Raw genomic sequence first — 23,013 nt, forward strand, 5'->3', positions numbered from 1 at the left:
CCATCGGGGGCAAGCCCCCTCCCACATTTGGATCTCGGAACGTCAGCTATATCTGCCTAGTCCTGATTGCCTAGTCCTGATCCAGCCCGACGCGATACAGCACGCCATCATCTTCATCCGTCAGCACATACAGATACCCATCCGGCCCCTGCCGCACATCGCGAATGCGCGCTTTCAAATCACCCAGCAAACGCTCCTCATGGACAACCTTGTCACCGTCGAACTGCAACCGGATCAGCTCCTGGCTGGCCAACGCGCCAATAAACAGGTTGTGCTGCCAGGCCTTGAAGCGGTCGGCGTCGTAGAACGCCATGCCACTGATCCCCGGCGATTTCTCCCACACATGGTGCGGCGCCACGGTGCCTTCGACGGTCTTGCCCTTGGCCTCGGGAATCGGCGTCAGGGAGTAGTTGATGCCATGCGTGGCCAACGGCCAACCGTAGTTCTTGCCGCGCTCGATGATGTTGATTTCATCCCCGCCACGTGGCCCGTGTTCGTTTTCCCAGATCGTCCCGCTCCACGGATTCAGCGCCAGGCCCTGCGGGTTGCGCTGGCCGTAGGACCAGATTTCGGGGCGTACCCCGGGCTGGCCGACAAACGGGTTGTCGTCGGGCACGCGACCGTCCGGGTAGATGCGCACGACCTTACCTTGCAGCTTGTCCAGGTCCTGTGCGGTGGGCCGGTCGTTGTTTTCGCCCAGGGTCACGAACAGGTAGCCGTCACGGTCAAACGCCAGGCGCGAGCCAAAGTGATTGCCGGTGGACAGCTTGGGCTCCTGGCGCAGGATCACCGTAAAGTCCTTCAAGCCACTCAAGTCATCGGCCAGGCGCCCTCGCCCTACGGCGGTCCCGGCCTGGCCATCCTTACCGCCCCCTTCGGCGTAGGACAGGTAGACCAGACGGTCTTGCTTGAAGTCGGGCGACAGCACCACGTCAAGCAAACCGCCCTGCCCCTTGGCCCACACCTGCGGCACGCCCGTCAACGGCGCGGAAAGCTTGCCGTCCTGGCTGACAAAACGCAGCTGGCCGGGAAGCTCGGTCACCAGGAAGCCTTGCCTGTCCGGCAGGAAAGCGATCGCCCAGGGATGATGCAGGCCCTTGGCGACCGGCGTCGCCGTGATGCTGCCTTGCTCACTGGGAAACTGTCGGACCTCGGCGGCATGGACTGCGGCCAATGGCAGCAGCGTAGTTGCGCACAGGGCGGCTAGCAGGGTTTTGCGTAGAAACATAAGACGGATCCTTACCGGCGATTGCCGTTGGCATCATAGGTGGGCGCTTGGGTCTCGGTGGTCGGGCGACTGGGCGCGGTGTCGCGCTTGGGATAGCTATTGCCGATCCCGCCGTTTTGCACCGTAGGCCGAGGGTTGCTCGGGGCGGTCTGGATACCGCGAACGGCCGGCGCATTGGGCTGGGTGCCCTGCATGCTGTTGGGGTTGGCCCGATGAATGGGGCTGTTGTTGGAATCGTATTGGCCCGGCAAGTTTTGCGCCAGCGCTACGGGGGCCAGGATGAGCCCCAATGCCAGCACTGCCAGATAACGCATACAACTGTTCATGACCCTGCCTCTCTCTGTCGAGTAGTGCTATGTCGAGTAGTGCTCGTGCTTTCGATAACACGCTACCCCAGGGGTTCGGCTGGGGACATCAAATTGTTTCTCATCACGTGTAACAGGATCTGTCCGAGCATCCAGCCGCCGAAACTTTTGCCCGGGCCCATGAGTCACCAGAACACAGGCTTATTCTTTGAAGGAGAGGTATCTATGCCCCGGGCAATCTGGAAAGGCGCCATCAGCTTCGGTCTGGTTCACATCCCGGTATCGCTGGTGTCGGCGACAGCCTCCCAAGGCGTTGATTTCGACTGGCTGGATAAACGCAGCATGGACCCGGTGGGCTACAAGCGCATCAACAAGGCGACCGGGAAAGAGATCAACAAAGAGAATATCGTCAAGGGCGTGGCGTATGAGAAGGGCCGCTACGTGGTGCTCAGCGAAGAAGAAATCCGCTCGGCCCACCCGAAGTCGACCCAGACCATCGAAATCATCGCCTTTGTCGCCAGCGACCAGATTCCCCTGCAGAACATCGACACGCCCTACTTCCTGGCGCCAGATAAACGCGGCGGCAAGGTGTACGCGCTGCTGCGCGAAACCTTGAAAAAAACCGGCAAGGTTGCCCTTGCCAACGTGGTGTTGCACACCAAGCAACACCTGGCCGCACTGATGCCGCTGGAGTCGGCCCTGGTGCTGGTGATGCTGCGCTGGCCCGCCGAAGTGCGCAGCCTGGATGAACTGGAATTGGGCAGCGACGTGATCAAGCCGACCCTGGCCAAGGGTGAGCTGGACATGGCCAAGCGTCTGGTGCAAGACATGAGCGCAGACTGGCAACCCGAGGAATACCGCGACAGCTTTCAGGAAAAGATCATGGCGCTGGTGGAGAAGAAGGCCAAGGCCGGCAAGATCGAGGACGTCGAATCGAGCGAAGGCAGCGAAGAGCGCAAATCCGCCGATGTGATCGACTTGACCGAATTGCTCAAGCGCAGCCTGGCGGGTAAACCTGCGGCGAAAAAACCAGCGGCAAAAAAATCCAATAAAAAGGCCTCTTGAGCCTGCCATAGGCTGGAGAACGACATGGCAAAGCCCCTGAGCGAGTACAACCGCAAACGCGACTTCGAGATCACCGCCGAGCCGGCCGGCAAGTCAGCGGCCGGCAAGCGCAACGCTTCGGCCCTGAGTTTTGTGATTCACAAGCATGCTGCGCGCAACCTGCACTACGACTTTCGCCTGGAGCTGGACGGCGTGCTGTTGAGCTGGGCCGTGCCCAAGGGCCCGAGCCTGGACCCGAGCCAGAAACGCCTGGCGGTGCACGTCGAGGACCATCCCCTGAGTTATGGCGGCTTCGAAGGCAGTATTCCTGCCGGGCAATATGGCGCCGGGGATGTGATCGTGTGGGACCGCGGCATCTGGCAACCCCATGACGATCCGCACAAGGCCTACGCCGCCGGCAAACTGAAATTCAGCCTCGTCGGCGAAAAACTCGCAGGGGACTGGACGTTGGTGCGCACGCGGCTCAAAGGCAGCGGTGACAAGGAGCAATGGCTGCTGATCAAGGAAAAGGATCAACAGGCGCGCCCCTCGGCGCAATACGATGTCGTCGAGGCCGAACCCGCCAGCGTGCTCAGCAACGCGGTGGTGGGTAAGGCCAAGGGCAAGGCCAAAACTGCAGCGGCAGCCAAGACAGCCCCCAAGGCGAGCACGCGCAAGCGAGCAACCGCCGTCCCCGAAGCATTCTCCCCACAGCTGGCAACCCTGGTCGACCGGGCACCCGAAGGTGACTGGCATTACGAGATCAAATTCGACGGTTACCGCATCCTCGCGCGCATCCGTGACGGTGAAGTCCGCCTGTTCACCCGCAACGGCCACGACTGGACCGAGCGCCTGCCGCGCCAGGCCAAAGCCTTGCAAGCGCTCAAGCTCAAGGACAGCTGGCTGGATGGCGAAGTGGTCAGCCTCAACAGCGACGGCTTGCCGGATTTCCAGGCCTTGCAGAATGCCTTCGATATCGGCCGCAGCCTCGACATCGTTTACTACCTGTTCGATGCGCCGTTTCTTGACGGTCGCGATCAGCGCCAAGAGCCGGTAGAAAGCCGTCGCGCGGCACTTAAATCCGCCCTGTCTGCCAGCAAGAGCAAGCTGCTGCGCTTCTCTGAAGCCTTTGCCGCCGACCACCGCGACATTTTCGAAAGCGCCTGTGACCTGGCCCTGGAGGGTGTCATCGGCAAGCGTGCCGGCAGCCCTTATGTGTCCAGCCGCAGTGCCGACTGGATCAAGCTCAAATGCCGTTTGCGCCAGGAATTCGTGATTGTCGGCTATACCCGCCCCCAAGGCTCGCGCACCGGGTTTGGTGCGCTGCTCCTGGCGGTCAACGACGACGCCGGGCTGGTGTATGCGGGGCGTGTGGGCACCGGTTTCGACCAGGCGTCGCTCAAAGCCATCTATGCCAGGCTCACCGCGCTTGAGCGCACGGACTCGCCGCTGCAAAAGCCGTTGACCAGTGCCCAGGCGCGCGGCGTGCACTGGGTCGAGCCCAGTCTGGTCGGTGAGGTGCAGTTTGCCGAGTGGACCCGAGAAGGCGTGGTGCGCCAGGCTGCATTTGTGGGCATGCGCACCGACAAGCCGGCTGCGCAGATCATTCATGAACAGCCGCGTACGGCCAAATCGGTGAAGGCGCCAAAGACGAAAAAACCCGGGAAGGCGGTGAAAACCGTGAAAGCCATGAAAATCACCCACCCTGATCGTGTCATCGACACGCAGAGCGGCACGCAAAAGCAGGAATTGGCGCAGTTCTACGCCGATATCAGTGCATCCATCCTGCCCTTTCTGCGCAACCGGCCTGTCTCGCTGCTCAGGGCGCCAGAGGGCATCGAAGGCGAACAGTTCTTCCAGAAGCATTCCGAACGCATGACCATCCCGCACATCAAGCAGTTGGACCCGGCACTTGACCCCGGCCACGCCCGCCTGATGGAAATAGACAGCGCCGATGCCCTGATCGGCGCGGTGCAAATGGGCACGGTTGAACTGCACACCTGGGGCGCGACCACGGACAAGATCGAAACCCCCGACCTGTTCGTCCTTGACCTGGATCCGGACCCCGCCCTGCCCTGGAAGTCCATGCTGGAAGCTGCGCAGTTGACGCTGTCGGTACTGGATGAAATAGGTTTGCAGGCCTTCGTCAAAACCAGCGGTGGCAAAGGCTTTCACCTGATCGTACCGCTGGCGCGACGGGATAACTGGGACACCGTCAAAGCCTTCGCCAAAGCCATCGCCCAATTCATGACCCAACAACTGCCGGAGCGCTTTACCGCCACCAGCGGCCCGAAGAACCGCGTAGGCAAAATCTTCATCGATTATCTGCGCAACGCCCGCGGCGCCAGCACCGTAGCGGCTTACTCCGTGCGGGCACGGCCGGGCCTGCCGGTGTCGGTGCCCATCAGTCGGGATGAACTGAGTAGCTTGCGCGGCGCCCAGCAATGGACGGTGGCCAATCTGCACGAACGGTTGCGGGAGTTGAAGGCCGACCCTTGGGCCGGCTATGCCAATCGTCAGAAGATCAGCAAGCAGATGTGGGACAAGCTAGGCGCGAAGCCACCGAAGTGATTCGCGCCCGCGCAGCTCAGATAAGGATGAAGATCAGTGCCAACCCGGCGAAGATTGCCCATTTTTCCAGGTAATAGCGCGTGCGATTGCGCTTTTTGAGTTCCTTGCCACGCAACCTGATTTTATACAATCGGGTAAAGGCGCGGTTGAGGGCGCCGGTCTTGTCGCCCTCGTCATTGGGCGACCCCGCAGCGGCCATCACATTGCGGCTGAACCAACGGTTGAATGCGGCTGCCCAGCGGTATTTCATCGGTCGTTCGATGTCGCAGAACAGAATGATGCGGTTATGGGATGTGGTGTTCTGCGCATAATGAATGTAGGTCTCGTCAAACATCACCGGCTCGCCGTCGCGCCAGTAATAGCTTTCGCCGTCCACATTGATATAGCAGCCCGGATCGTTCGGCGTGTCCAGCCCCAGGTGATAACGATAGGAACCGGCGTAAGGGTCACGGTGACGCACGAGCCTGGAGCCCGGCGGCAGCTCGGCGAACATCGCGGCCTTGATCGAGCCGATGCTTTGCACCAGTTCGGTGGTGCGCGGGCACAGCTTCATCGCTGAAGGGTGACTGTCGCCATACCATTTCAGATAAAAGCGCTTCCAGCCGGACTTGAAGAACGAGTTGAACCCCACATCGTTGTACTGCTGCGAACGTTTGATTTCTCCTGCCCGCATCAGGTTCTGGCCTTCCTGGCGGATCTCTTCCCAGTGCTCCTGCAACGGGCTCAGGTCCGGAAAGTCGCTGGGCGACAGAAAGGGGCGGCTGGGTTGCCTGGAAAACAGGTACAGGAAGCAGTTGATCGGCGCCAGGAACGTCGAATGGTCGCTAAGTTGGCGGCCCAGCTTGTGTCGCACCCGGCCACGCAGATGTACATACGCGATGGAGGCAACGTAGAGAGCAACAATGATGAGTTTCAAGGGATTCGTCACACGTCTGGGAGAAAACAGGCTGCTCCTGCGTGCCCACAACGGCCGAGGATGGATAGCAGCACCTGAAATCACAATTCACATACAGGTAACACGACCGGCTGGAGGACCATGCGATGTGTGACCATTGGCGGTTATTTAGCCATACTTTGTAACCAAAGGTTAACTAAGAATTGTGAAAAGCTGTCTACTGAGTGTGCTGGGGGGATGAGCAGGCGGGCCTCAAGACCCGCCCACTGGAGGGCAGTGCCATGGCTTACAGTTGATCGTCCTTACGCTCACGGCGGGAAAAACTGCTGTCTTCCAATGCCGAGAAAGGCACGACGTCGCGTCGAGTCAGCACCAGATGGCGGACCAGCGCGACCATCAGGCCCAGCAGCAGACCGCCCACCAGGCTCAATGCAATGACCAGGGCTTTTTTCGGTTTGATCGGTGACAGTGGCTCTTGGGCGCGGCGGTCGATCGTCACCAGCTTCAGGTTGCTCATGTCGATGTTCAAACCACGCAGCCTGGCGACTTCGGCGCGCAGTGGCTCTACGTCCTGCAGGAAAATGTCTTCATTGCCACGTTTGCGCAGCACTTCAACTTCCCGGTTGGCGTCCAATAACCGCAGTTCCTTGCCGATTTCAGCAATACGCGGGTTGGTGAAGTCATCGCTGGTGCGCTTTTGCAGCGCGACGCGCTCAGCCTCCAGCGCCTCGGTACCCATGAAGTACAGCGGAATCTTCTGATTGTTGACCTCAGTGCGCATCACCTGGCTTGAGCCGGTTCGCGTGGAGTCGGCCATCGAGGATGGCGTGGTCGGTGTCCTGATCCCCATCGACTGGGCGATGCCGATTGCTTCAGCCAATTCGGCCAGGCGGTTGGTCCGCTCCATTTTCATCTGCAAGCGCAGGGCGCTGAGTTCATCCTCCAATTGGGCGCGCTTGAGCCGGTCGGCTTCGAGCAGCTTGGCGATCTTAGATTCCTTGTCGGTGTCGTAGTTGGCACGGGCCGCGCCGATCTTGCCCTTGAGCTCATTGAGGCGGTTGTTCACGATCACTTTGAGGTCGGCCCCCACCTGCTGACGCTCTGCGGCAATGGCGTAGTCGACAAACCCGTTGAGAATCTTCACCCCGTCGACATCGGTCGGGTACTGCAATTCCAGGCGGATATAGTTACTCAGCGAGTCGGATTTTTTCGGGTCCGGCAGGATCAGATTGACCGAATTGCGATTGAAGTCTTCAAAACTCTGCTCCAGGGTCTGCCCTGGCTTCTTGAACGCCTTGAACAATTCCTCATGGTCCTTGAAGAAGCCCAGACGCGCCTCATAAGAGTCCAACTGCGCGCCCACTTTGAGCAACGCATCAGCGGGCGGCAACTTATACACTTCCGAGCGGTTCAGCGCGTCCAACTCATTGATTGCCGCAGGTCGCAGCACACTGCTGACCTCGTACGTCTTGGGCGCGAGAAAGGCATATCCCGCACCCAGTATCCCCGCCAGAACCGTACACCCCACGATCAGCTTCTTTTGCCGCCATATGGCATTAAACAATTCAAACAGATCCATTTCATCAGACGCTACAGCAGGCGTAAGCGAGGAACTTCGATTCAAAATAAGAACACCTTAAATTAATACTAAAAGGCCATCACTTAGCGGAAGCCCTAGCGGCTTCAAGTCAGGGACAACGCCCTGAACACGGCCGACCAATGGCAGTCTGACCACTTAGGCTGACGAAAAATCCCACTGCTTTAAGGATTATTTCTGCTTCATGTCGACGTGTAGTCACAAACATATTTCGATGTGGGACTAATCACGCTACAAGCGTAGTCAATACAACATGAAAAAGCTGTCAAATGGCTGTCCCATAAAGAAAAAAATCCCATTATCTGCAGTGCTGTTACATTGCCAGTACCACTGTCCGCCTCCCCACCCCAGCACAAGGAAATTGCATGCCATCCCCTTCAGCCACGGACTATCGCGCCCTGCAAGGTGCCTGGGAGCAAATCGCCCTGGAAGACAATGGCGTGCTCAACCCTCCCGACGCGCACAGCGCGCCAGGTGCCATTACCACTATCAGCGCGGATACATTCGAAGTCGTCACCGTCGAGGGGGAAATCTTGCTGTCAGGCCGTTTTGTACTGGACGCCGACACCACGCCCAAGAGCATTACCTGGGTGGACGCCATCGGCGCGGACGCCGGCAAGTCGCTACCGGCCAGCTACCGCCTCGAGGACGATCATTTTGTGTTCATCGCCGCCGATGAAGGCATGCCCCGGCCCACTGTATTCAGCACAGGCCCGGGGCAGACCATGCGCACCTTCGTGCGTCGGGCATGAACGGCCTGCTTATCCGGTTTGATCACAGCATTTTCACAAGGCCTTCACTTTCCGACCTCTAAGGTGAAGCCTACCTACTCCAGTGAATCCCTTGGCCCGCCTCTGCTTGCGGGCTTTTTTTGCGCCTGCAATTGCCAGGCAACAGCGAACTAATGACCCGGCGTGCAGGTCACTACCCCAACGCGTGTCCAGCCCCGGACTGCGCTCTGGAAGATAGCATCGTGGCCCATCACTCAGACCTGCGCACTGCCTTGTCCCTGGACAGCCTGAATTTCTTTCTCGCGGATGTGCGCGACGGCCTGGGTCCGTACCTAGCGATTTACTTGCTGGCGGTACACCAATGGGATCCGGCCAGTATCGGCGTGGTCATGACCCTTGCCGGGGTCGCCGCGTTGCTCACCCAGGGCCCGGCGGGTGCGTTGATCGACCGTACCCGCAGCAAACGCGCGGTGATTGCGATTGCCGCGCTGCTGGTCACGCTCAGTTGCCTGATGCTGCCTTTCGTCAGTTCATTCGGCTGGGTGGCGCTGACCCAGGCCGCCAGCGCCATCGCCGCCTCGGTGTTCGCCCCGGCGATTTCCGCGATTTCCCTGGGCATCACCGGGCCGCGTGCGTTTACCCGGCGTACCGGGCGCAACGAAACCTTCAATCACGCCGGCAACGCCGCAGCGGCATTGCTGGCCGGCGGCCTGGCGTATCTGTTCGGGCCGGTAGTGGTGTTCTACCTCATGGCGTTTATGGCCGTCGCCAGTGTCATCGCCGTCAGTTGCGTCCCGGCCAAGGCCATCGACCACGAGGTGGCCCGTGGCTTCGACCCGGCTCATCACACTGACCATGAGCAGCCCTCGGGGCTGAGCGTGCTGCTCGCCAACCGCCCGTTGCTGCTGTTCGCCATTTGCTGCGCGCTGTTTCACTTGGCCAATGCTGCGATGTTGCCGTTGGTCAGTCAGAAGCTGTCGCAGATCAACCTGCAGATGGCCACGCCGTTGACCTCGGCCTGCATCGTCGCTGCGCAGTTGGTGATGGTGCCAACGGCGATGCTGGTGGGGATCAAGGCCGACGTGTGGGGACGCAAGCCGCTGCTACTGGCCGGGGTCATGATTCTGCCGTTGCGCGGCGTGCTCTACACCTTCTCCAACGACCCCTATTGGCTGGTTGCCGTGCAGATGCTCGATGGCATCGGCGCAGGCATTTTCGGCGCGTTGTTCCCGGTGATCGTCAAGGACCTGACCCAAGGCACCGGCCGCTTCAACGTCAGCCTTGGCGCACTGTCGACTGTATTCGGCCTGGGCGCGGCACTGAGCAGCAGCCTGGCCGGCTTCGTGGTGCAAATGGCCGGCTACAACGCCGCCTTCCTGACCCTGGCCGGGGTGGCCGCCGCCGCATTGCTGCTGCTGTGGCTGGCCATGCCGGAGACATTGGCCAAACCAACCTTCGCTGGCCATACAACTGTTGCCTGACATATGCGAAAAGGCGCGCCAAATTCCAACACACATCCCGAATTTTCCGCTCAGCGACCGGGTTTCGCGCCTTGATGTCGCTGTTGACGCATGCCTGAAGGCACCAGCCGTCACGCTCGCAACCCATTGATAGGTACAGTAATTGATCTCCACAGCTAACATCACCATGCGGTATGAAACGCATAATGGTGATTACTGGTGATCAGTGTTTACTGGGCCAAGTCGTCATGAGTAAGCAACAATAACGCACCGAAATGCACCCGTTGGTTCCAAGACTGGTCCCAACGGGTAAATTCAAGCTCATGCCGAAACTGCATACCCCCCTCCTCCGGCGTCCTGCCAAACGATCTCCCAACTCCATAATTTGCCTGCTACGCTGTCCACTCCAAGGAGGAACAACGATGCCAAATTCTGACCTGATCCCTTCCCTATTATCCAAACTCTACGAGAACCAACTCGCCCTCGAAGCCTCAATCATGGAACTGTCCAACTGGGTGGAGCAGCGCGGCTCCGCTGAAGTGGCAGACAATGTGCGCGGCGCCCTTTTCACGATCGGCGACAATGAAGAGTTCATCAAAATGTCTCTGGCCGTCCTTATGACGCAGGACTGAGCTCTACTTGCATGCCACCGTCCAGAGCTGGTCCAGTTTGGTGGTATAGCTCTGGCTCATCATCTCCCGACGCATCCCCCAGTCGGGATTGGTCGGCACGCTGGCAGACCGAAGCGTTCCTCTGCCCCACCGCTCGTTGATCTGATCAAGCACAGTCATTACACGGGTTGCCTCGGCCGCCTGCGATATTGCGAACAGATCGTCCGTGTACTCTCCCGGCTGGCACAGGTTGAGCAGCATTACCTCGGCCTTGCTGTATTTGAAGCCTGGTCGGAAGATCCTGTCGAGCGCATCGACAGCGGCTTTCGTGAGCAGGCGCACGTCATCGGTAGGGTACGGCATATCGACCACAACGCCGTTGGCATACTTCGCCTCCTCGGGATTGAACATCCCGGTGCGAATGCAGACGCGGACCTTCTTGCAGAGAGAGTTCTGGGCGCGCAGTTTTTCGGATGCCCTCATCATGTAGGTGGCCACGGCCTCCTTGATCGGCTGCAGCTCGGTCAGGCGTCTTCCGAACATTCGGCTGCAGCATATTTCTTGCTTGGGTGGGTCGGGCTCGTCCAGTTCCAGGCACGATGTGCCGGCCAGCTCCCGCGCCGTCTTTTCGATCACTACGCTGAATTTCTTGCGGAGCGTCCGTGGATCAGCCTTGGCCAAATCCATTGCCGACTTGATACCCATTGCGTCTAGGTGCAGTTTCATTTTCCGCCCGACGCCCCAAACTTCCGCGACGTCGGTATTGCGCAGCACCCAATCGCGCTTGACCGGGTCGGTGATATTCACGACCCCGCCGGTCTGCGCCTGTAAGCGCTTTGCGGTGTGGTTGGCCAGCTTGGCCAGGGTCTTGGTGTTTGCAATGCCGACGCCGACGGGGATACCGGTGCCGCGCAGCACCTTTGTTCTGATCTGGCGCCCCAGGGCATCGAGCCCCGATATACCCGTGAGGTCGGCGAACGCTTCATCAATGCTGTAAATCTCAACCGCGGGCACCAAGGTCTCGATCAGCGTCATCACGCGCTCGCTCATATCGCCGTAAAGCGCATAATTCGACGAGAAAGGCACGATGCCGTGCTGCTTCAGCTTGTGCTTGATTTGGAAGTACGGCTCGCCCATTTTGATAAATGGCTTGGCGTCATAACTCCTGGCGATCACGCAGCCATCGTTGTTGCTCAGCACGACGATTGGGGTTTTGGCCAGGTCGGGCCGGAATACCCGCTCGCAACTTGCATAGAAGCTGTTGCAATCGATAAGGGCAAAGACCGGCGGGTTAGACATGACTGCGCACGGTGCTGGTGATCACGCCCCAGATCGATAGCTCGTCACCTTCGAGGATGTAGCGCGCTGGGTACTTAGGGTTTTCTGACAGCAGGATAACCTCGGCCCCACGCTTGCACAGGCGCTTGCACATCGGGTCGTTATTGAGCAGGGCCACGACTATATGCCCGTGAGCGGGCTCAATAGAGCGGTCCACAACAGCCAGGTCGCCCTCGAAAATGCCAGCGCCTTGCATGCTTTCGCCGGTAATGGCGATCAAGTAAACGTGAGGCGCGCGGATATTTAGGACCTCATCCAATGAGATGTGCTGCTCGATATGGTCGGCTGCTGGAGATGGAAACCCAGCTGGCACCCGAAACGAGCAGAAAGGCAGCTTCGTGCCGCCTTCGGATATAGGGCCTAAAATGGTGAAGCTCATGATGCAGCCTTTTACACGAACTGTATGAATGTACAGTTAACTTTGCAGAAGGCTTGTGGTCAATTTTTCTGTAGGGGATTTCGACAGACGGAGCGGCGCCTATGTGCGGAAGGCTTTCACAATACAGCGGGATTCATGACTTCGTTGCGGCGCTAAGCATGCCCAATGCTCTGGCGAACTCCTTGGGCGACGAGCCGATAGAGCGATACAACGTGGCGCCGACGACCGCAGTTGCGCTGCTACATCTGCAAGACGACTTGCTCCACGCCGACCCGGTGCGCTGGGGGTGGCGACCGCATTGGGCCAAGGACCGCGCCGCGCCGATCAACGCGCGTGTGGAAAAGGTCGCCCACGGTCCATTCTTTCGGGCGATCTGGCCGCACCGAGCAATCACGCCTATCGACAACTGGTTTGAGTGGGTGGATGAAGGCGGACCCAAGAAGCAGCCCTACCTGATCCGCCGGCGGGATGGTGCACCAATATTCTGTGCTGCCATCGGCCAACTGCCGGATGCCGATGAAGGCCCAGGCGAGCATGACGGTTTTGTGATCATCACCGCGGACAGCGCCGGGGGCATGGTGGACATTCACGACCGACGGCCCGTAGTGCTGACGGCTGACCTCGCCCGGGAATGGCTGAATCCTGCCACGCCTAAAGAGCGCGCCGAACAGATGGTGTTGTATCAGGGCGAGCCGACTGAGGTGTTCGAGTGGTTCAAGGTTGACACAGCCGTTGGTAACGTCAGAAACAAAGGCCGCGAACTGATAGTGCCTATCGCCTAGCTTTAGGAGAAATACCAAATCACAGATATGACGGAGATCACCCAGCCAAGGGTGAGCAGAAATGAAAGGCCTGCGAGCTGCTTATCCATGATGCCCTGTCGACCCCCCGATTATCGCAATACTAACGTGCCGTGAAAGAGTAGTTCAGCGCGATCAGCGCGCAATAGCCCTGACATATGCCTGGCACGCACGTAAAGCAATTATGGCGTTGTCCCCGTCATCGGTGATGGCAACAATTCGTTGCGCATGCGCTGGGTCAAGTTGGGCGCGACGGGCTGCATGAACCACGCCGGCGCCGCCGGGGGCGGCAGGCACCTCGCAGCGACTGGCTGTGTCCGTGGCGTCGAGGAGGACTGACAGCCGGACATCAGCAGTGGCAAGGCGATCGCGCAGAGCAGCTTGGTTACGTTGGGCATTGGATAGTTCCTGAGCGTGTTGTTGGTCCTGTACCGAGATCTGCTGCTCGATGGCCAGGCGCTTGTTCTGCTCGGCCTTCTGCTGACGCCAGGCCTCGTTGGTGATGGCGTCGAGCTGACCCTGGTGCGCGGCGCTCTGCGCGGATAGCTGTTCAGACAGTTGCTTGCCCAGGCGCCAGTCCTGAACCTCCCAAGTCACGCCGGCGGCACTGGCCATCAGCAGCAGGATCAGCGCAGCCAGGCCAGCCAGCTTCTGCACCGGCGTCATGCAAGCACCTTCAGCGCTTTGTCGTACAGCGCCTGGCGGTCGGCCTGTCCGGTGAGCCCACCATTGATGCGCTTGGTGATCCTCTCGAACTGCCGCTGATCCGCCAGCGTGTTCAGTCCTTTGGTCGACCAGAACCAAGCCGCTGACATGGCGGCGTGCTGCGGCATCTCCAGCAGCTCAGGCTTGTTGATCAGGTCCAGGCCCAGGGCTTCGCCGCACGCGGCATAGTTGGCTCGCCCGGTGACCTGGATCAGGCCGCGCCCGCGGTACTTGGGCCCGTCCCCTTTCACGGTGTTGCCCAGATCGGCCCGACCTTCGTACCCGGCCTGCTGCTTGGTTGGTCCCCAGATCTCACGCACGTATCGCAACTGGCCCGACTCATGCCCGACCTGAGCGATGAATGCGGCGATGCGCAGCGGGGTCACGATCGCGTGCCGGCCCATAGCCGAATTGAGCACAGGAACAAAAACGCCGGCATTGCGGCCGGCGTTCGGGAGTATCTGCAGCAACTGCTGCTCGGTGATCGGCATACTTTTCTCCAGGCAATAAAAAACCCACCTAAGGGCGGGCTATACTGAAAATCCAATTAGGGTGAGCTTATGCAGAATATTTACATTCGAGACGCTGTGATTATTCCCGGTACGAACCTGCTAAAGGTTGCAGACCTTGAACCTCTGCCCGTTAATCTCGATAAAATTACTCGCGATAACATAAAGCGTATCGCTGAATGGGCAGGCGAACATGGGCAGGAGGCACCAACTTATGGGTTTTCCGGCGCAAGCTTCCATTCCGATTGAATTCGGAAATCCTTTCTCCAGGCGAAAAAAAACCGCTCAAGGCGGGCATCGGAACTCATCAAGTTTTCAATCCGGCGCAACTGGCCACTCAATAACCGACGGGTAGCCAGGCTGTTCAGTAACACGATTCAGCAATACTCGGTACTTTTTCCACGCTTTCAGGGCGGACACTTCAGACTCGGTTGCTTCGCCGAAATCCGCCGCATCCTGCAGCGGTGCAATCTCGTAGTCAGCTTTCGCGCGCAAGCTCGCCATCCTCGCCTGCGCATCCGTGTTGGGGTCTACCGCAACAGGAGGAATAACGATGGGCTCAAGATCTGGGACAAGGATATGCAGTGTGATCATGGTCTTCAGATCGTAGGGCTCGGCGCCCATTGTCACGGTGACAGTTAGCAAATCTCCGTCATATGCGGTTTCTACTTCAGCCTGATTTTCAGATGGGTGAAGCGAGTACCCCCAGCCGAGGTCAATCGGCGGATATGGCACCATGCCTTGCGTCCCAGTGACGCAGTACACGCCCACATCTTTGCGGTAGCTATCTACATCGCGTCCACCCAGCGAAACAAGGTCGTACATCTTTCCAGTGGCGCCAATAATGTTAATCGCTGCTCTTGCCATGATCAGATCGCCTTTAATGTGCCGTCTTGGGCACGTGTAGTATTGATGGTGTTATAGAACTTCGCCCAGGCAGACCAGCCTGAAGCACCGGTGAGCCGGCGCATCATCAATTCTGTCGACGCATAGTCAATCGCCAACTGCGCCCCATAGTTGTAGGTTCCATCGTATGAGGCCGAGAATTGCTGGAGCGCTCCAAATCCGGAGCCGAAATCAGGCTTGCCGGCAGTAGTGGACGAATAACGGTAAATGCCGGTTTTCGATACCTGACTACCGCTGATGTCCGTGCACAAGCTCAGCCCGGTGAGGTAGTCGACGCCGTTCCCGAATGCGCCGACTCCCATAACGTTGCCAGGGTTGAGGCCGATGGTGGCCGTGGCAGCATTGCCCAAACCCAGAGCGGTGCGGGCAGCAGCTGGAGTAGAGCTTCCGGTACCGCCCTTAGTAACCGGCACAATGTTCTCAACAGATACCGAACCCAGACCCGCGAGAGTCGCCCCCCACTGCTGCACCAACAAGTTGACGGCGTCAGCGAGCGCCTTGGGGTATCCGTTCACCGGAACGATTCCATAACCAGCGCCTGCTGAAGTGGGACCCCGGTACGCGGGCGAGATCGATACCGACGTGTCGTTCGCCGGATTGATGATTTGGTATATACCGTTGTCCGGCCCGACAAACATATCGCCAGATCGGCAATTTGAAAACTTCGTACCTGCACCTGTTACAACGGTACTTCCATTAGTAACGGTGACCGTCCCTTCTGAAAACCAAGATGGCATGTCTATCTCCAGTCTAAATGTATGTGCATCACTACTTGACTCAGGGAATCAAGCCTGCATTTTTGCGAAAACTGCCGGTATGTAAAACGTGTTCTGAGGCGTTGCGCCTGCTGTAAGAGCCCACAACCTATTGCCGGGAAAATCCCACCAGCAATATATGGAGGCGGCGCGCCGTGAACTCCCGGCGACGTCCATACCAAAGTTATTTATTAGCATGTATTCGTCGCTGGAGAAAACAAAGGGCACGCTGAAATAAACGATAGTTAATCCTTGAGAGTCCCGCCCCGATGTAACGTAGTTCCAAGATGGCAACGAACGGCTAAATACCGCGCTGGGTGTGCCTGTGTCGAAGATCAGCGACTCATTCTGATCGTAGAGCCGACCGCCCCACAGAGCTGTAGGGCTAGCAACGTATGCGGCGGCAAAGTAACTTCCTCGGGGCTGGGCGGTTCTCACGTCATACGCTCGAACGTAGAACCCCGTCCAATTGCCGGGCGATCCAAGGATAAGAACCCTACAAAGCCCGGCAACGATTCCGACATTGTCAGGTTTAACAAACACCAGCGGCGGTTCTTGAGTAGTTATGACCCTCTCAAAATTCGTCGCAGACCCTAGGCCAGATTCTTGCGTAGGGACAAAGCGACCTTTAGACAAAATTGAAAGACGTGCGTACTCAGAATCGAGAATAACCACATCATCATTATTCTTAAACTCAAATCCCCAACTCATTATTTGAACCTCGAAACAATAAGCCTTTGAGTGCCAGTTCCGAACTGTCCTTCGAAAGCTGTTCTATGCCCCCTCCACACCCTGATCTGATCCGTTAGTATTTCTGGCTCATATTGAACCATGATGTGTTGGTCGGTTGTGTATGGGCCAATCGGTACGACGACAGCGGTGCAGTTTTGTGGATTTACCCCTGGTACAGAGAACGTCTGTGATGCGCCTGTGCCAGTTGCTGCACCGGAGAACGTAACGAGCGTTGAGAAAACAGTGCGCAGAGTGAAAGAAGTGGGGCCAATTTGCTGGACCCCGTTCTCGTCCCACGTAGCCAAGCCGTATTCAGCCATCAGGAAAGTCTCCCGAACTTGCCGCGGCGTTTCTCGTTCGCATCGAACACCGAGATACCGCTGTTATCGAGCAAGCTAGCGCCATCCGTGCCCTCCCCACGAAGATTGAGCGTGCCTGCCGGAATGTTGATTTCCAGCAATGGACGCCCTTTCGAATCCACCGCAGGCGAACGAAGCACCATGCCCAGGATGATTTCCTGAATGATCGCCTTGCTGATGATCGCGTTATTGAACACGGCCTGGCCGTTCTCGATAACGAACATCGGAATGACCTTGCCATCGATCTCGTTCACGACCGCAAACCGTTGAGCCATGATCAGAAACTCTGACTGCTCACCATTCGATCCGAATGCCATGCCCGTAGTGACCCTGCGCCCATCTGCGATTGTCTGGGCCTTCAAGGTGACCGATGAGGACACCCTTCCGTCCAGGCCAACCAGAGTCTGGCTCACCTGCTGAACCGAGGCGTTTGTCTGCCCGAGACTCGACTGGACCGTATCAGTCCGTTTGGACAGAACATCTATCGCAGTGGCCCTGACCAGCTCCTCCTGCTGGATAAGCCCCTTCGCGCTATCAACCCCAGCTTGCAAGGTGTTGATACGCTCAGCAGTTGCTAATTCGCGGGATGCTTCGACACGTATTTGCTGGGCGATGCTTGCGACCGACTCGTACGTTTTCAAAGCCCCGGCCAGCTCCCCGGCCCCGTCATCGCCGCGCACGGAAGCGCGCAACGCCTCGTTGCTCGAAGCCTGGGAAGTTATCTTCCCGTCGAGGTTTGTGACTTTGGTGTTGAGGCCCGTTATCGCCTGGGCATTACCGGTCGCTCTCCCGTCAACAGCAGACAGATCGCTCTTGAGCTGGTTGATCTGCGCCGCTGAAGCCTCGCGGTTGCTGGCCACCACCTGCTCCAGAACGGTCAACGACGACTTGTTGTCGCCGACCTGAGCGCCGAGGGTGAGCAACTGCTGGGCCGACGCTTCATTCTCGCTGGCTCGCGTTTTACGCTCGACGGCGAGATCTGCCGTCGACGTCCATCCCTTGACCGCGTCAGCAAGATCGCCCGCGCCATCATCACCTCGAGCAGCAGAGCGCAACGCCTCCACAGAGGTTGCGGTGGCCAACACCCTGCCGTCGATTTCTTCGATAGTGGTTTCGATGATCTTAACCTGAGAAACCAGTGCATCAGTGGTCTCAAGGATGGTGCCGATATCGATCCAATACGCAGCGTCGGGCGGTGCTGCCCCAACCGGCACAGGGCCTTTCGCTTGGTACAGATGCTGATCGAGCCGGACAATGTCGCCCTTCAGATAAGGCTTCGCAGGGTCGTAGGCGAGCGCGTCGTTCACCTGCTTGATCAGGTCCTCCAGTTCCTGCTTGGCTTCCTCGAGGCGTTCGTTCACAGAGCCAGGCCCGTCACCGGTGATCAGCTCTATCTCTTCGCGCAGGCTCTGGTATAGGGCGCCCTTGCCGATTTTTTCGGCGTAATACGCCTCATAGTCGCTCTGCTTGGTGCTGGCCTGGCCATTGACTGCACCTGGTACCGGCCAGAACGGGCCGATGTTGCCGGTCCGATCCACCAGGCGCGCCCAGAAGAACAGGGTCGCACCAGGCAACAGCGAGTGCATCTCGTGCTTCGCCTGCGGATAACTGAAGTCGCTCAGCTTGATCGCGGTGGTCAGGTCGGCCGACTGGCTGTACCAGATCTCCGTCCGCTGGGTGTCCTCTGCACCTGGTGGAAAGCCCCATTGAATGCCGATGCCATAAACCAGGCTGGTGGTGGTCAGGAACGACACCGCCGGCGGCAATCCGGTTTTGCCTTCCAGGTTGGTCAGGATGGAGTTTTTCCAAACCGACGAAATGTCGAAGGCACTCACCGCGCGCACCCGAGCCAGGTATGCGCCCGAATAGATGCCGGTTACGTCGACGCTCGTCGAGCCGGTGCGCTGCACCTTGATCCAGTTTCCGCTATCCTTGCGCCACTCCACGTCATACGCGACGGCGCCGGTGACGGCCGGCCACGAGATGTTCATGGTGCTGATGGCGATGCCCTGATTAACCGAGTAGCTCGACGTCAACGTGACGCTGGCCGGTGCCGGTACCACCGTGATCGGAATCACGCTGATCGGGCGCTCTTCCAGACGCGCGCCGGTGTCGATGTGAGCAAACTTGCTCGGATCGTACTGAACCGCCGATATCTCAAACACACCGGGTTCTGGCCGGGCCACGCTCACCACGCGATAGAGCGGGATTGCCAGGTCGTCAGCATCCAGCGCCCACACCAGTTCGGGCTCTGGCCGCACGGAATAGGCGACGGTCACGGTGACCTGCCGTCCGCTGACAAGCCGAACCGTGCGGCCCTCGCACTTGCCGTCAGGCAGGTTGAGGATCAACCTGTCGCCGGGCTTGGCCTGGGTATCGCGGTCCAAAGTGATGACTTTGCCGTTCACTGCCGAGATGCGCCCACCCACTGGCCGGCCGGCAATAAGCTCGTCAGCGATCGGGATCACATACCCAGGCAGCGGGATACGCCCGTCAAGGCCGACCCTGAAGGTAACCGCGCGATCCTTGGAGTTAGTCAGCAGCGCCCACTTGCCTCGGCGCTGCGCCTCCGACTCGCGGGTGCAGCCGATGGCGCTGATCTCCAGCGGGTTGTCGCCGTAGCGCCGCTGCAGCTTGGCATCGGTTACAGCTGTGACGTCGGTGTCGAAGTTGTTCAGCGGGTTGTCGTAGCTGATCAGCGCCCGGGTGTAGCGGGTGCGTTCCGACGCACTGGAGTAAGTGAACTTGCCATCGATGACGTTTGCCCGGGTGTAGGCGAAGTCGAAGTCGGTAGCTCGCGGCATATCTGCCAGGGTGAAGACTTGGCCCTGGGCCCAGTAAGTCATGCCTCGGTATATCGTGGAGATGTCACGCAGCAGAGACCATGCGTCGGCCTTGCTCTGCAGGTTCAGGTTGCAGATGAAGCGAGGCTCCTGGCCGCCCTTCCCGTCCGGCACCAACTGATCGCAATACTGGGAGATGCGGTAGAGCTCCCACTTGTCCACCATCCACGGCTTGATGCGGCGGCCAAGGCCGAAGCGGTCGTTCGTGGTTATGCCGTAGGTGTGCCAGACAGGGTTATCGGTCCACGCTTCCTTGAAGGTGCCATCCCAGATTCCGCTATAGGTGCGGGAGGCCGAATCGTAGTTGCTCGGCACCTGCCATTTACGGCCCTTACAGCGGATCGTGACGGCCGGGATGCTGCGAAACTGCTCTGCCGAAAACTCAATATAGAGCAGCGCGGTATTCGGGTATCGAATCTTGGCGTCGATCACCTCGGTAAAGCCGGCGATCTGCATGGTGTCGGAAATTTTATTGTTGTTCTGGTTGATAGTCAGCCGCGTGACGCGAATCAACCAACCGCTGTTTGCCTTTGGCAAGTCAATACGACGCGTGCGCTCATATATGGTCGTAGTTTTGCCGTCGACAGCCTCACTCAGAACCTGCTGATATGCGCCGCCGTCCGTTGCCAGCTCGACCTTGTACTCAATCCGGTACCCGTTGATGTTGCCGCTGGTATCTACTGACTGGAGTGCAGGCCACGCAAGGCGCACACGCACAGCCGATAACTGAGTATTGGTGATCGCTCGAACCCACGGCGAGGTGCTACGAAGCTCGACGCCAATGGTGATTTCATTCTCGATAGACGGGATGCCCTGGATATAGGGTTGATCGACTGAGCCTGTCCGCCATTCCCACTTCACGTTGGGAAAGTTCATATTGCCTTGAGGATCTTGCAAGGGCGTGCCGTCAACGCGAATATCACTGGCGGTAGGTATGCCCTCAAAGTCACCCTCACCAACAGCTATAAGCATCTTCGCGAGCGCGATCGAGCGCAGACTGTCAGGAGCTTCCGTCGGCGTTTTTGGCTTATCGGAGCCGCCCTTGGCGCCGTAGATGTCGAGCTTCTGTGCTGCGCCCATGCTTTTCTCCAGGCAATAAAAAACCGGCTCATAGCCGGCTGCTGTGTTGCGGTTGGTTCTTACATCTGGTCTTCGGCGTAAATCCCAGCGCTAGCGATCGCGCCTCCCCAGTCCCTTTCGCCTGCGCAAAGCGGTACCGGGTTGCCCGATGCGGTGGTGTTCTTGGCGCTGCCGAACGCATAGCCAGGCGTGTTCTCGGGTGCGGCACTGGTCTTGAGGCCGCTGGCTTGAGGGCTCAGCATCTGGATAACACCTCCAGCAACGAGCCCGATGCCTGCGCCAATAAGAGGAGTGCCGAATGGCGTGGCCGAAAAGATCACCCCGACCACAATCAGGATCGCGCCGACAATCGTCTGAAGAATGCCGCCACGCTTGCTGCCTACCACCACTGGGGCGATGCGGATATCCCCGGCGCCTTGGTAGGCCAGTTCTTTCTCACCGATATTGCACTTATCGCGAAACACCGCGAACTCAAGGCCGCGCGACTTGGCATTCGAAAGAAACCGCTCGAATTCAGGGATCTGCACGCATAGTGCTTTAATCGCCTCCGCCGGCGTTTTCACCGCGAGCCTGAAGGACTTTCCGAACTGTCTGAGCTGCCCGTGCAGGCGAATCGTCGTCATGGGTTGGTAGTTGATCGCTGATGCCTGCATCACTTTCTCCGGGCAATAAAAAACCGCCCGGAGGCGGCTTCGAGGTTTTCTTGATTCAGTTGTAATCGACGTAAGGCCCTATGTAGAACCCAGCCATGTCGCCGCTGATACGGTACAGGCTTTCCTTGCCTGGCTGCACCGTTGCTGCGATGGTTCGAATTGCAGCGCCTGCGCACAAGCCAGAGCCTGCCAGGCCTGCGCCGAGATTGGGCGCCCCAGGCGGAAGGTAGAACGTCACCCGCTGACCAGTCCCGATTTTTGCAGCCCTGCGGCCGTCGACATAAACAACAATGTCGCAGCCAGAACCGACCGCTCCGGAGTCGCGCACCACGGTGATTTTTCCGCTCTCGCCAGCTGGTTTAGTCTGGAAGGCATACACCTCGTCCGAAGGGACCGGCTTCGCATCCCGTACCGAGATCGCCGATGAGGCGCACCCCGCCAGCATCGCCACCGCTAACGCCGTTATCAAAATTCGCATGTCGTTCCCTCTTTGGTTTGGCGGGGCTGCAATACTGCCCAGTGCGCCGCTTTGGAGCCACGAATTATCGCTGATCGATTTCAATCTTCTGCGTGGGATCAGGGCTATACCTCTGGCGTTTCAGCTGCGGATCCCCTTTCGCCATGCAGAAGAAATATATCTCAGCCTCTCCGCATCCGCCGTGAAGCGCGCACTCGCTAGCCTGCATGTGATCAAGCAGGATCTCCCGGCCTTGGGACTCGCAGAACACGTTTGCTTCTTTGAGTGCCTGCCCTTTCGCAGAGGCGGGCCCGCCGAATGGAACGCGGGTAGAAATCGTGTAGGTGTCGGGACCCACCTTGATCGGTCCGCTGTCTGCGCATCCCGCGAGTGCCGCAGCGAACAAAACCATCAGCCAAATTTTCATCAATATCCTCCATGTAAGAGAGGAATGTACCGCGTACCTGGCCAGGCATCCACTTCACTGAGGCGCTGATGCAAAAAGCCCAGCGAGGGGCTGGACCAGCAAACGTTTATGCTTCCGCACTCCAGACCGCCAGTTCATAACCATCCGGGTCAATGAAGTGAAACCTTTTGCCGCCAGGAAAAGAGAAAATCTTCCGACTAATCGTGGCGCCCGCTGCAACGAGTCTGCGCTGAGTTTCCTCGAGATCATCCCCGTAAAGAATGACTAGCGGGCCACCCGGCTTGACAGGCTCTCCCGTTGTGAATCCTCCGGCGAGCCTACCATCGCTGAATTCGGTATAGCTGGGCCCGTAGTCTACGAAGGTCCAGCCAAACGCAGCACCATAGAACTCTTTGCTACGCGCAATATCGCTAACGTTGAACTCGATATTGTCGATCTGATGATCTTTTCCTCGAACACCCATGACTCACCTCCTTGTTGTGGAAGCGTCATCATGACCGGATCCTGGCCAGGCATCCAGCGTGGATGGAATGCCAGTAACTGCGGAACCGTCTGCGATAGTAGCCTCTGGCTCTCAAAAAATGGCCAGGAGGCCCCATGTCGTCGCTCCTGTTCTACACGGATGAAA

At 58.6% G+C, this 23,013-nt stretch carries 23 protein-coding genes; 7 read left to right on the forward strand and 16 right to left on the reverse strand.

The window, feature by feature from the left end:
• Positions 1–70: 70 nt before the first annotated feature.
• Both BFQ04_RS10740 and BFQ04_RS10745 read right to left on the reverse strand, forming a co-directional pair.
• Positions 71–1,228: a PQQ-dependent sugar dehydrogenase gene (locus BFQ04_RS10740; protein ID WP_065950794.1), complete on the reverse strand. Its 1,158-nt coding sequence runs from the start codon at positions 1,226–1,228 to the stop codon at positions 71–73.
• 11 nt (positions 1,229–1,239) lie between these two features.
• Positions 1,240–1,554: a hypothetical protein gene (locus BFQ04_RS10745; RefSeq protein WP_065950795.1), complete on the reverse strand. Its 315-nt coding sequence runs from the start codon at positions 1,552–1,554 to the stop codon at positions 1,240–1,242.
• 204 nt (positions 1,555–1,758) lie between these two features.
• Between BFQ04_RS10745 and BFQ04_RS10750 the strand changes: the two genes are divergently transcribed.
• Both BFQ04_RS10750 and ligD read left to right on the forward strand, forming a co-directional pair.
• On the forward strand, positions 1,759–2,598 hold the full coding sequence (locus BFQ04_RS10750) for a non-homologous end joining protein Ku (protein ID WP_065950796.1): 840 nt from the start codon (positions 1,759–1,761) through the stop codon (positions 2,596–2,598).
• Between the two features lie 24 nt (positions 2,599–2,622).
• Positions 2,623–5,148, forward strand: coding sequence for a DNA ligase D (gene ligD, locus BFQ04_RS10755; RefSeq protein ID WP_065950797.1), 2,526 nt, complete (start codon positions 2,623–2,625; stop codon positions 5,146–5,148).
• 16 nt (positions 5,149–5,164) lie between these two features.
• On the opposite strand, the gene lpxO is transcribed toward ligD, so the two are convergent.
• The gene (gene lpxO, locus BFQ04_RS10760; RefSeq protein ID WP_065950798.1) at positions 5,165–6,064 is read right to left on the reverse strand and encodes a lipid A hydroxylase LpxO; all 900 of its coding nucleotides are present in this window, start codon (positions 6,062–6,064) and stop codon (positions 5,165–5,167) included.
• A 265-nt stretch (positions 6,065–6,329) separates the two neighbouring features.
• On the reverse strand, positions 6,330–7,622 hold the full coding sequence (locus BFQ04_RS10765) for a Wzz/FepE/Etk N-terminal domain-containing protein (RefSeq protein ID WP_101220470.1): 1,293 nt from the start codon (positions 7,620–7,622) through the stop codon (positions 6,330–6,332).
• Positions 7,623–8,005: 383 nt separating this feature from the next.
• Between BFQ04_RS10765 and BFQ04_RS10770 the strand changes: the two genes are divergently transcribed.
• The 3 genes from BFQ04_RS10770 to BFQ04_RS10780 all read left to right on the forward strand — a co-directional run bounded on the left by BFQ04_RS10770 (position 8,006) and on the right by BFQ04_RS10780 (position 10,463).
• Positions 8,006–8,392, forward strand: coding sequence for a TIGR03067 domain-containing protein (locus BFQ04_RS10770; RefSeq protein ID WP_065950800.1), 387 nt, complete (start codon positions 8,006–8,008; stop codon positions 8,390–8,392).
• Between the two features lie 221 nt (positions 8,393–8,613).
• Positions 8,614–9,852, forward strand: a complete 1,239-nt coding sequence (locus tag BFQ04_RS10775; RefSeq protein WP_065950801.1) for an MFS transporter — start codon at positions 8,614–8,616, stop codon at positions 9,850–9,852.
• Between the two features lie 401 nt (positions 9,853–10,253).
• Positions 10,254–10,463, forward strand: a complete 210-nt coding sequence (locus BFQ04_RS10780) for a hypothetical protein (protein WP_065887146.1) — start codon at positions 10,254–10,256, stop codon at positions 10,461–10,463.
• 3 nt (positions 10,464–10,466) lie between these two features.
• On the opposite strand, the gene umuC is transcribed toward BFQ04_RS10780, so the two are convergent.
• Together umuC and BFQ04_RS10790 are read right to left on the reverse strand one after the other, a co-directional pair.
• A complete protein-coding gene (umuC, locus tag BFQ04_RS10785) occupies positions 10,467–11,741 on the reverse strand; it encodes a translesion error-prone DNA polymerase V subunit UmuC (RefSeq protein WP_065950802.1) in 1,275 nt (424 codons plus the stop codon).
• Positions 11,734–12,159, reverse strand: a complete 426-nt coding sequence (locus BFQ04_RS10790) for a LexA family protein (protein ID WP_065936683.1) — start codon at positions 12,157–12,159, stop codon at positions 11,734–11,736. Before BFQ04_RS10790 ends, umuC begins: the two co-directional genes overlap by 8 nt.
• Before the next feature lie 101 nt (positions 12,160–12,260).
• Between BFQ04_RS10790 and BFQ04_RS10795 the strand changes: the two genes are divergently transcribed.
• The gene (locus BFQ04_RS10795; protein ID WP_065950803.1) at positions 12,261–12,941 is read left to right on the forward strand and encodes an SOS response-associated peptidase family protein; all 681 of its coding nucleotides are present in this window, start codon (positions 12,261–12,263) and stop codon (positions 12,939–12,941) included.
• Positions 12,942–13,094: 153 nt separating this feature from the next.
• Here BFQ04_RS10795 and BFQ04_RS10800 read toward each other — a convergent pair whose 3' ends face one another.
• Positions 13,095–13,625 carry a lysis system i-spanin subunit Rz gene (locus BFQ04_RS10800; RefSeq protein WP_065950804.1) on the reverse strand — a complete coding sequence of 177 codons (531 nt, stop codon included), beginning with the start codon at positions 13,623–13,625 and terminating at the stop codon, positions 13,095–13,097.
• Positions 13,622–14,155 (reverse strand): glycoside hydrolase family 19 protein, encoded by a 534-nt coding sequence (locus BFQ04_RS10805; RefSeq protein ID WP_065950805.1) that lies wholly within the window; start codon positions 14,153–14,155, stop codon positions 13,622–13,624. The genes BFQ04_RS10800 and BFQ04_RS10805 overlap by 4 nt, the downstream gene beginning before the upstream one ends.
• Before the next feature lie 69 nt (positions 14,156–14,224).
• Between BFQ04_RS10805 and BFQ04_RS29245 the strand changes: the two genes are divergently transcribed.
• Positions 14,225–14,422 carry a hypothetical protein gene (locus BFQ04_RS29245; protein WP_139111915.1) on the forward strand — a complete coding sequence of 66 codons (198 nt, stop codon included), beginning with the start codon at positions 14,225–14,227 and terminating at the stop codon, positions 14,420–14,422.
• Positions 14,423–14,488: 66 nt separating this feature from the next.
• Here BFQ04_RS29245 and BFQ04_RS30220 read toward each other — a convergent pair whose 3' ends face one another.
• From BFQ04_RS30220 to BFQ04_RS10850, 8 genes are all read right to left on the reverse strand, one after another.
• Positions 14,489–15,040 carry a tail fiber assembly protein gene (locus tag BFQ04_RS30220; RefSeq protein WP_065950806.1) on the reverse strand — a complete coding sequence of 184 codons (552 nt, stop codon included), beginning with the start codon at positions 15,038–15,040 and terminating at the stop codon, positions 14,489–14,491.
• A gap of 2 nt (positions 15,041–15,042) precedes the next feature.
• The gene (locus BFQ04_RS29645; protein ID WP_175413275.1) at positions 15,043–15,816 is read right to left on the reverse strand and encodes a hypothetical protein; all 774 of its coding nucleotides are present in this window, start codon (positions 15,814–15,816) and stop codon (positions 15,043–15,045) included.
• Between the two features lie 48 nt (positions 15,817–15,864).
• On the reverse strand, positions 15,865–16,545 hold the full coding sequence (locus BFQ04_RS10820; protein WP_065950807.1) for a hypothetical protein: 681 nt from the start codon (positions 16,543–16,545) through the stop codon (positions 15,865–15,867).
• A 340-nt stretch (positions 16,546–16,885) separates the two neighbouring features.
• Complete coding sequence (locus BFQ04_RS10830; protein WP_065950809.1) at positions 16,886–20,848, reverse strand: phage tail protein; 3,963 nt, start codon at positions 20,846–20,848, stop codon at positions 16,886–16,888.
• Positions 20,849–20,907: 59 nt separating this feature from the next.
• Complete coding sequence (locus BFQ04_RS10835) at positions 20,908–21,501, reverse strand: tail assembly protein (protein ID WP_065950810.1); 594 nt, start codon at positions 21,499–21,501, stop codon at positions 20,908–20,910.
• Positions 21,502–21,556: 55 nt separating this feature from the next.
• A complete protein-coding gene (locus BFQ04_RS10840; RefSeq protein ID WP_065950811.1) occupies positions 21,557–21,979 on the reverse strand; it encodes a hypothetical protein in 423 nt (140 codons plus the stop codon).
• A 64-nt stretch (positions 21,980–22,043) separates the two neighbouring features.
• Entirely contained in the window at positions 22,044–22,385 is a 342-nt protein-coding gene (locus tag BFQ04_RS10845; protein ID WP_256544575.1) for a hypothetical protein, read from the reverse strand.
• A 106-nt stretch (positions 22,386–22,491) separates the two neighbouring features.
• Positions 22,492–22,848 carry a VOC family protein gene (locus BFQ04_RS10850; protein WP_065950812.1) on the reverse strand — a complete coding sequence of 119 codons (357 nt, stop codon included), beginning with the start codon at positions 22,846–22,848 and terminating at the stop codon, positions 22,492–22,494.
• Positions 22,849–23,013 lie beyond the last annotated feature (165 nt).

The sequence above is a fragment of the Pseudomonas sp. 37 R 15 genome, from assembly GCF_900004865.1.
GTDB classification, from domain to species: Bacteria; Pseudomonadota; Gammaproteobacteria; order Pseudomonadales; family Pseudomonadaceae; genus Aquipseudomonas; species Aquipseudomonas fluorescens_AM.

Excerpts from the sequence above, each read along its gene's own strand:
- ligD (WP_065950797.1), top strand. The coding sequence starts at position 2,623 with ATGGCAAAGCCCCTGAGCGAGTACAACCGCAAACGCGACTTCGAGATC.
- BFQ04_RS30220 (WP_065950806.1), bottom strand. The coding sequence starts at position 15,040 with ATGGCAAGAGCAGCGATTAACATTATTGGCGCCACTGGAAAGATGTAC.
- BFQ04_RS10750 (WP_065950796.1), top strand. The coding sequence starts at position 1,759 with ATGCCCCGGGCAATCTGGAAAGGCGCCATCAGCTTCGGTCTGGTTCAC.
- BFQ04_RS10820 (WP_065950807.1), bottom strand. The coding sequence starts at position 16,545 with ATGAGTTGGGGATTTGAGTTTAAGAATAATGATGATGTGGTTATTCTC.
- BFQ04_RS10745 (WP_065950795.1), bottom strand. The coding sequence starts at position 1,554 with ATGAACAGTTGTATGCGTTATCTGGCAGTGCTGGCATTGGGGCTCATC.
- umuC (WP_065950802.1), bottom strand. The coding sequence starts at position 11,741 with ATGTCTAACCCGCCGGTCTTTGCCCTTATCGATTGCAACAGCTTCTAT.
- BFQ04_RS10850 (WP_065950812.1), bottom strand. The coding sequence starts at position 22,848 with ATGGGTGTTCGAGGAAAAGATCATCAGATCGACAATATCGAGTTCAAC.
- BFQ04_RS10770 (WP_065950800.1), top strand. The coding sequence starts at position 8,006 with ATGCCATCCCCTTCAGCCACGGACTATCGCGCCCTGCAAGGTGCCTGG.
- BFQ04_RS10845 (WP_256544575.1), bottom strand. The coding sequence starts at position 22,385 with ATGAAAATTTGGCTGATGGTTTTGTTCGCTGCGGCACTCGCGGGATGC.
- BFQ04_RS29645 (WP_175413275.1), bottom strand. The coding sequence starts at position 15,816 with ATGCCATCTTGGTTTTCAGAAGGGACGGTCACCGTTACTAATGGAAGT.
- BFQ04_RS10805 (WP_065950805.1), bottom strand. The coding sequence starts at position 14,155 with ATGCCGATCACCGAGCAGCAGTTGCTGCAGATACTCCCGAACGCCGGC.
- BFQ04_RS10740 (WP_065950794.1), bottom strand. The coding sequence starts at position 1,228 with ATGTTTCTACGCAAAACCCTGCTAGCCGCCCTGTGCGCAACTACGCTG.
- BFQ04_RS10830 (WP_065950809.1), bottom strand. The coding sequence starts at position 20,848 with ATGGGCGCAGCACAGAAGCTCGACATCTACGGCGCCAAGGGCGGCTCC.
- BFQ04_RS10790 (WP_065936683.1), bottom strand. The coding sequence starts at position 12,159 with ATGAGCTTCACCATTTTAGGCCCTATATCCGAAGGCGGCACGAAGCTG.
- BFQ04_RS10765 (WP_101220470.1), bottom strand. The coding sequence starts at position 7,622 with ATGGATCTGTTTGAATTGTTTAATGCCATATGGCGGCAAAAGAAGCTG.
- BFQ04_RS29245 (WP_139111915.1), top strand. The coding sequence starts at position 14,225 with ATGCAGAATATTTACATTCGAGACGCTGTGATTATTCCCGGTACGAAC.
- BFQ04_RS10800 (WP_065950804.1), bottom strand. The coding sequence starts at position 13,625 with ATGACGCCGGTGCAGAAGCTGGCTGGCCTGGCTGCGCTGATCCTGCTG.
- BFQ04_RS10835 (WP_065950810.1), bottom strand. The coding sequence starts at position 21,501 with ATGCAGGCATCAGCGATCAACTACCAACCCATGACGACGATTCGCCTG.
- BFQ04_RS10780 (WP_065887146.1), top strand. The coding sequence starts at position 10,254 with ATGCCAAATTCTGACCTGATCCCTTCCCTATTATCCAAACTCTACGAG.
- BFQ04_RS10840 (WP_065950811.1), bottom strand. The coding sequence starts at position 21,979 with ATGCGAATTTTGATAACGGCGTTAGCGGTGGCGATGCTGGCGGGGTGC.
- BFQ04_RS10795 (WP_065950803.1), top strand. The coding sequence starts at position 12,261 with ATGTGCGGAAGGCTTTCACAATACAGCGGGATTCATGACTTCGTTGCG.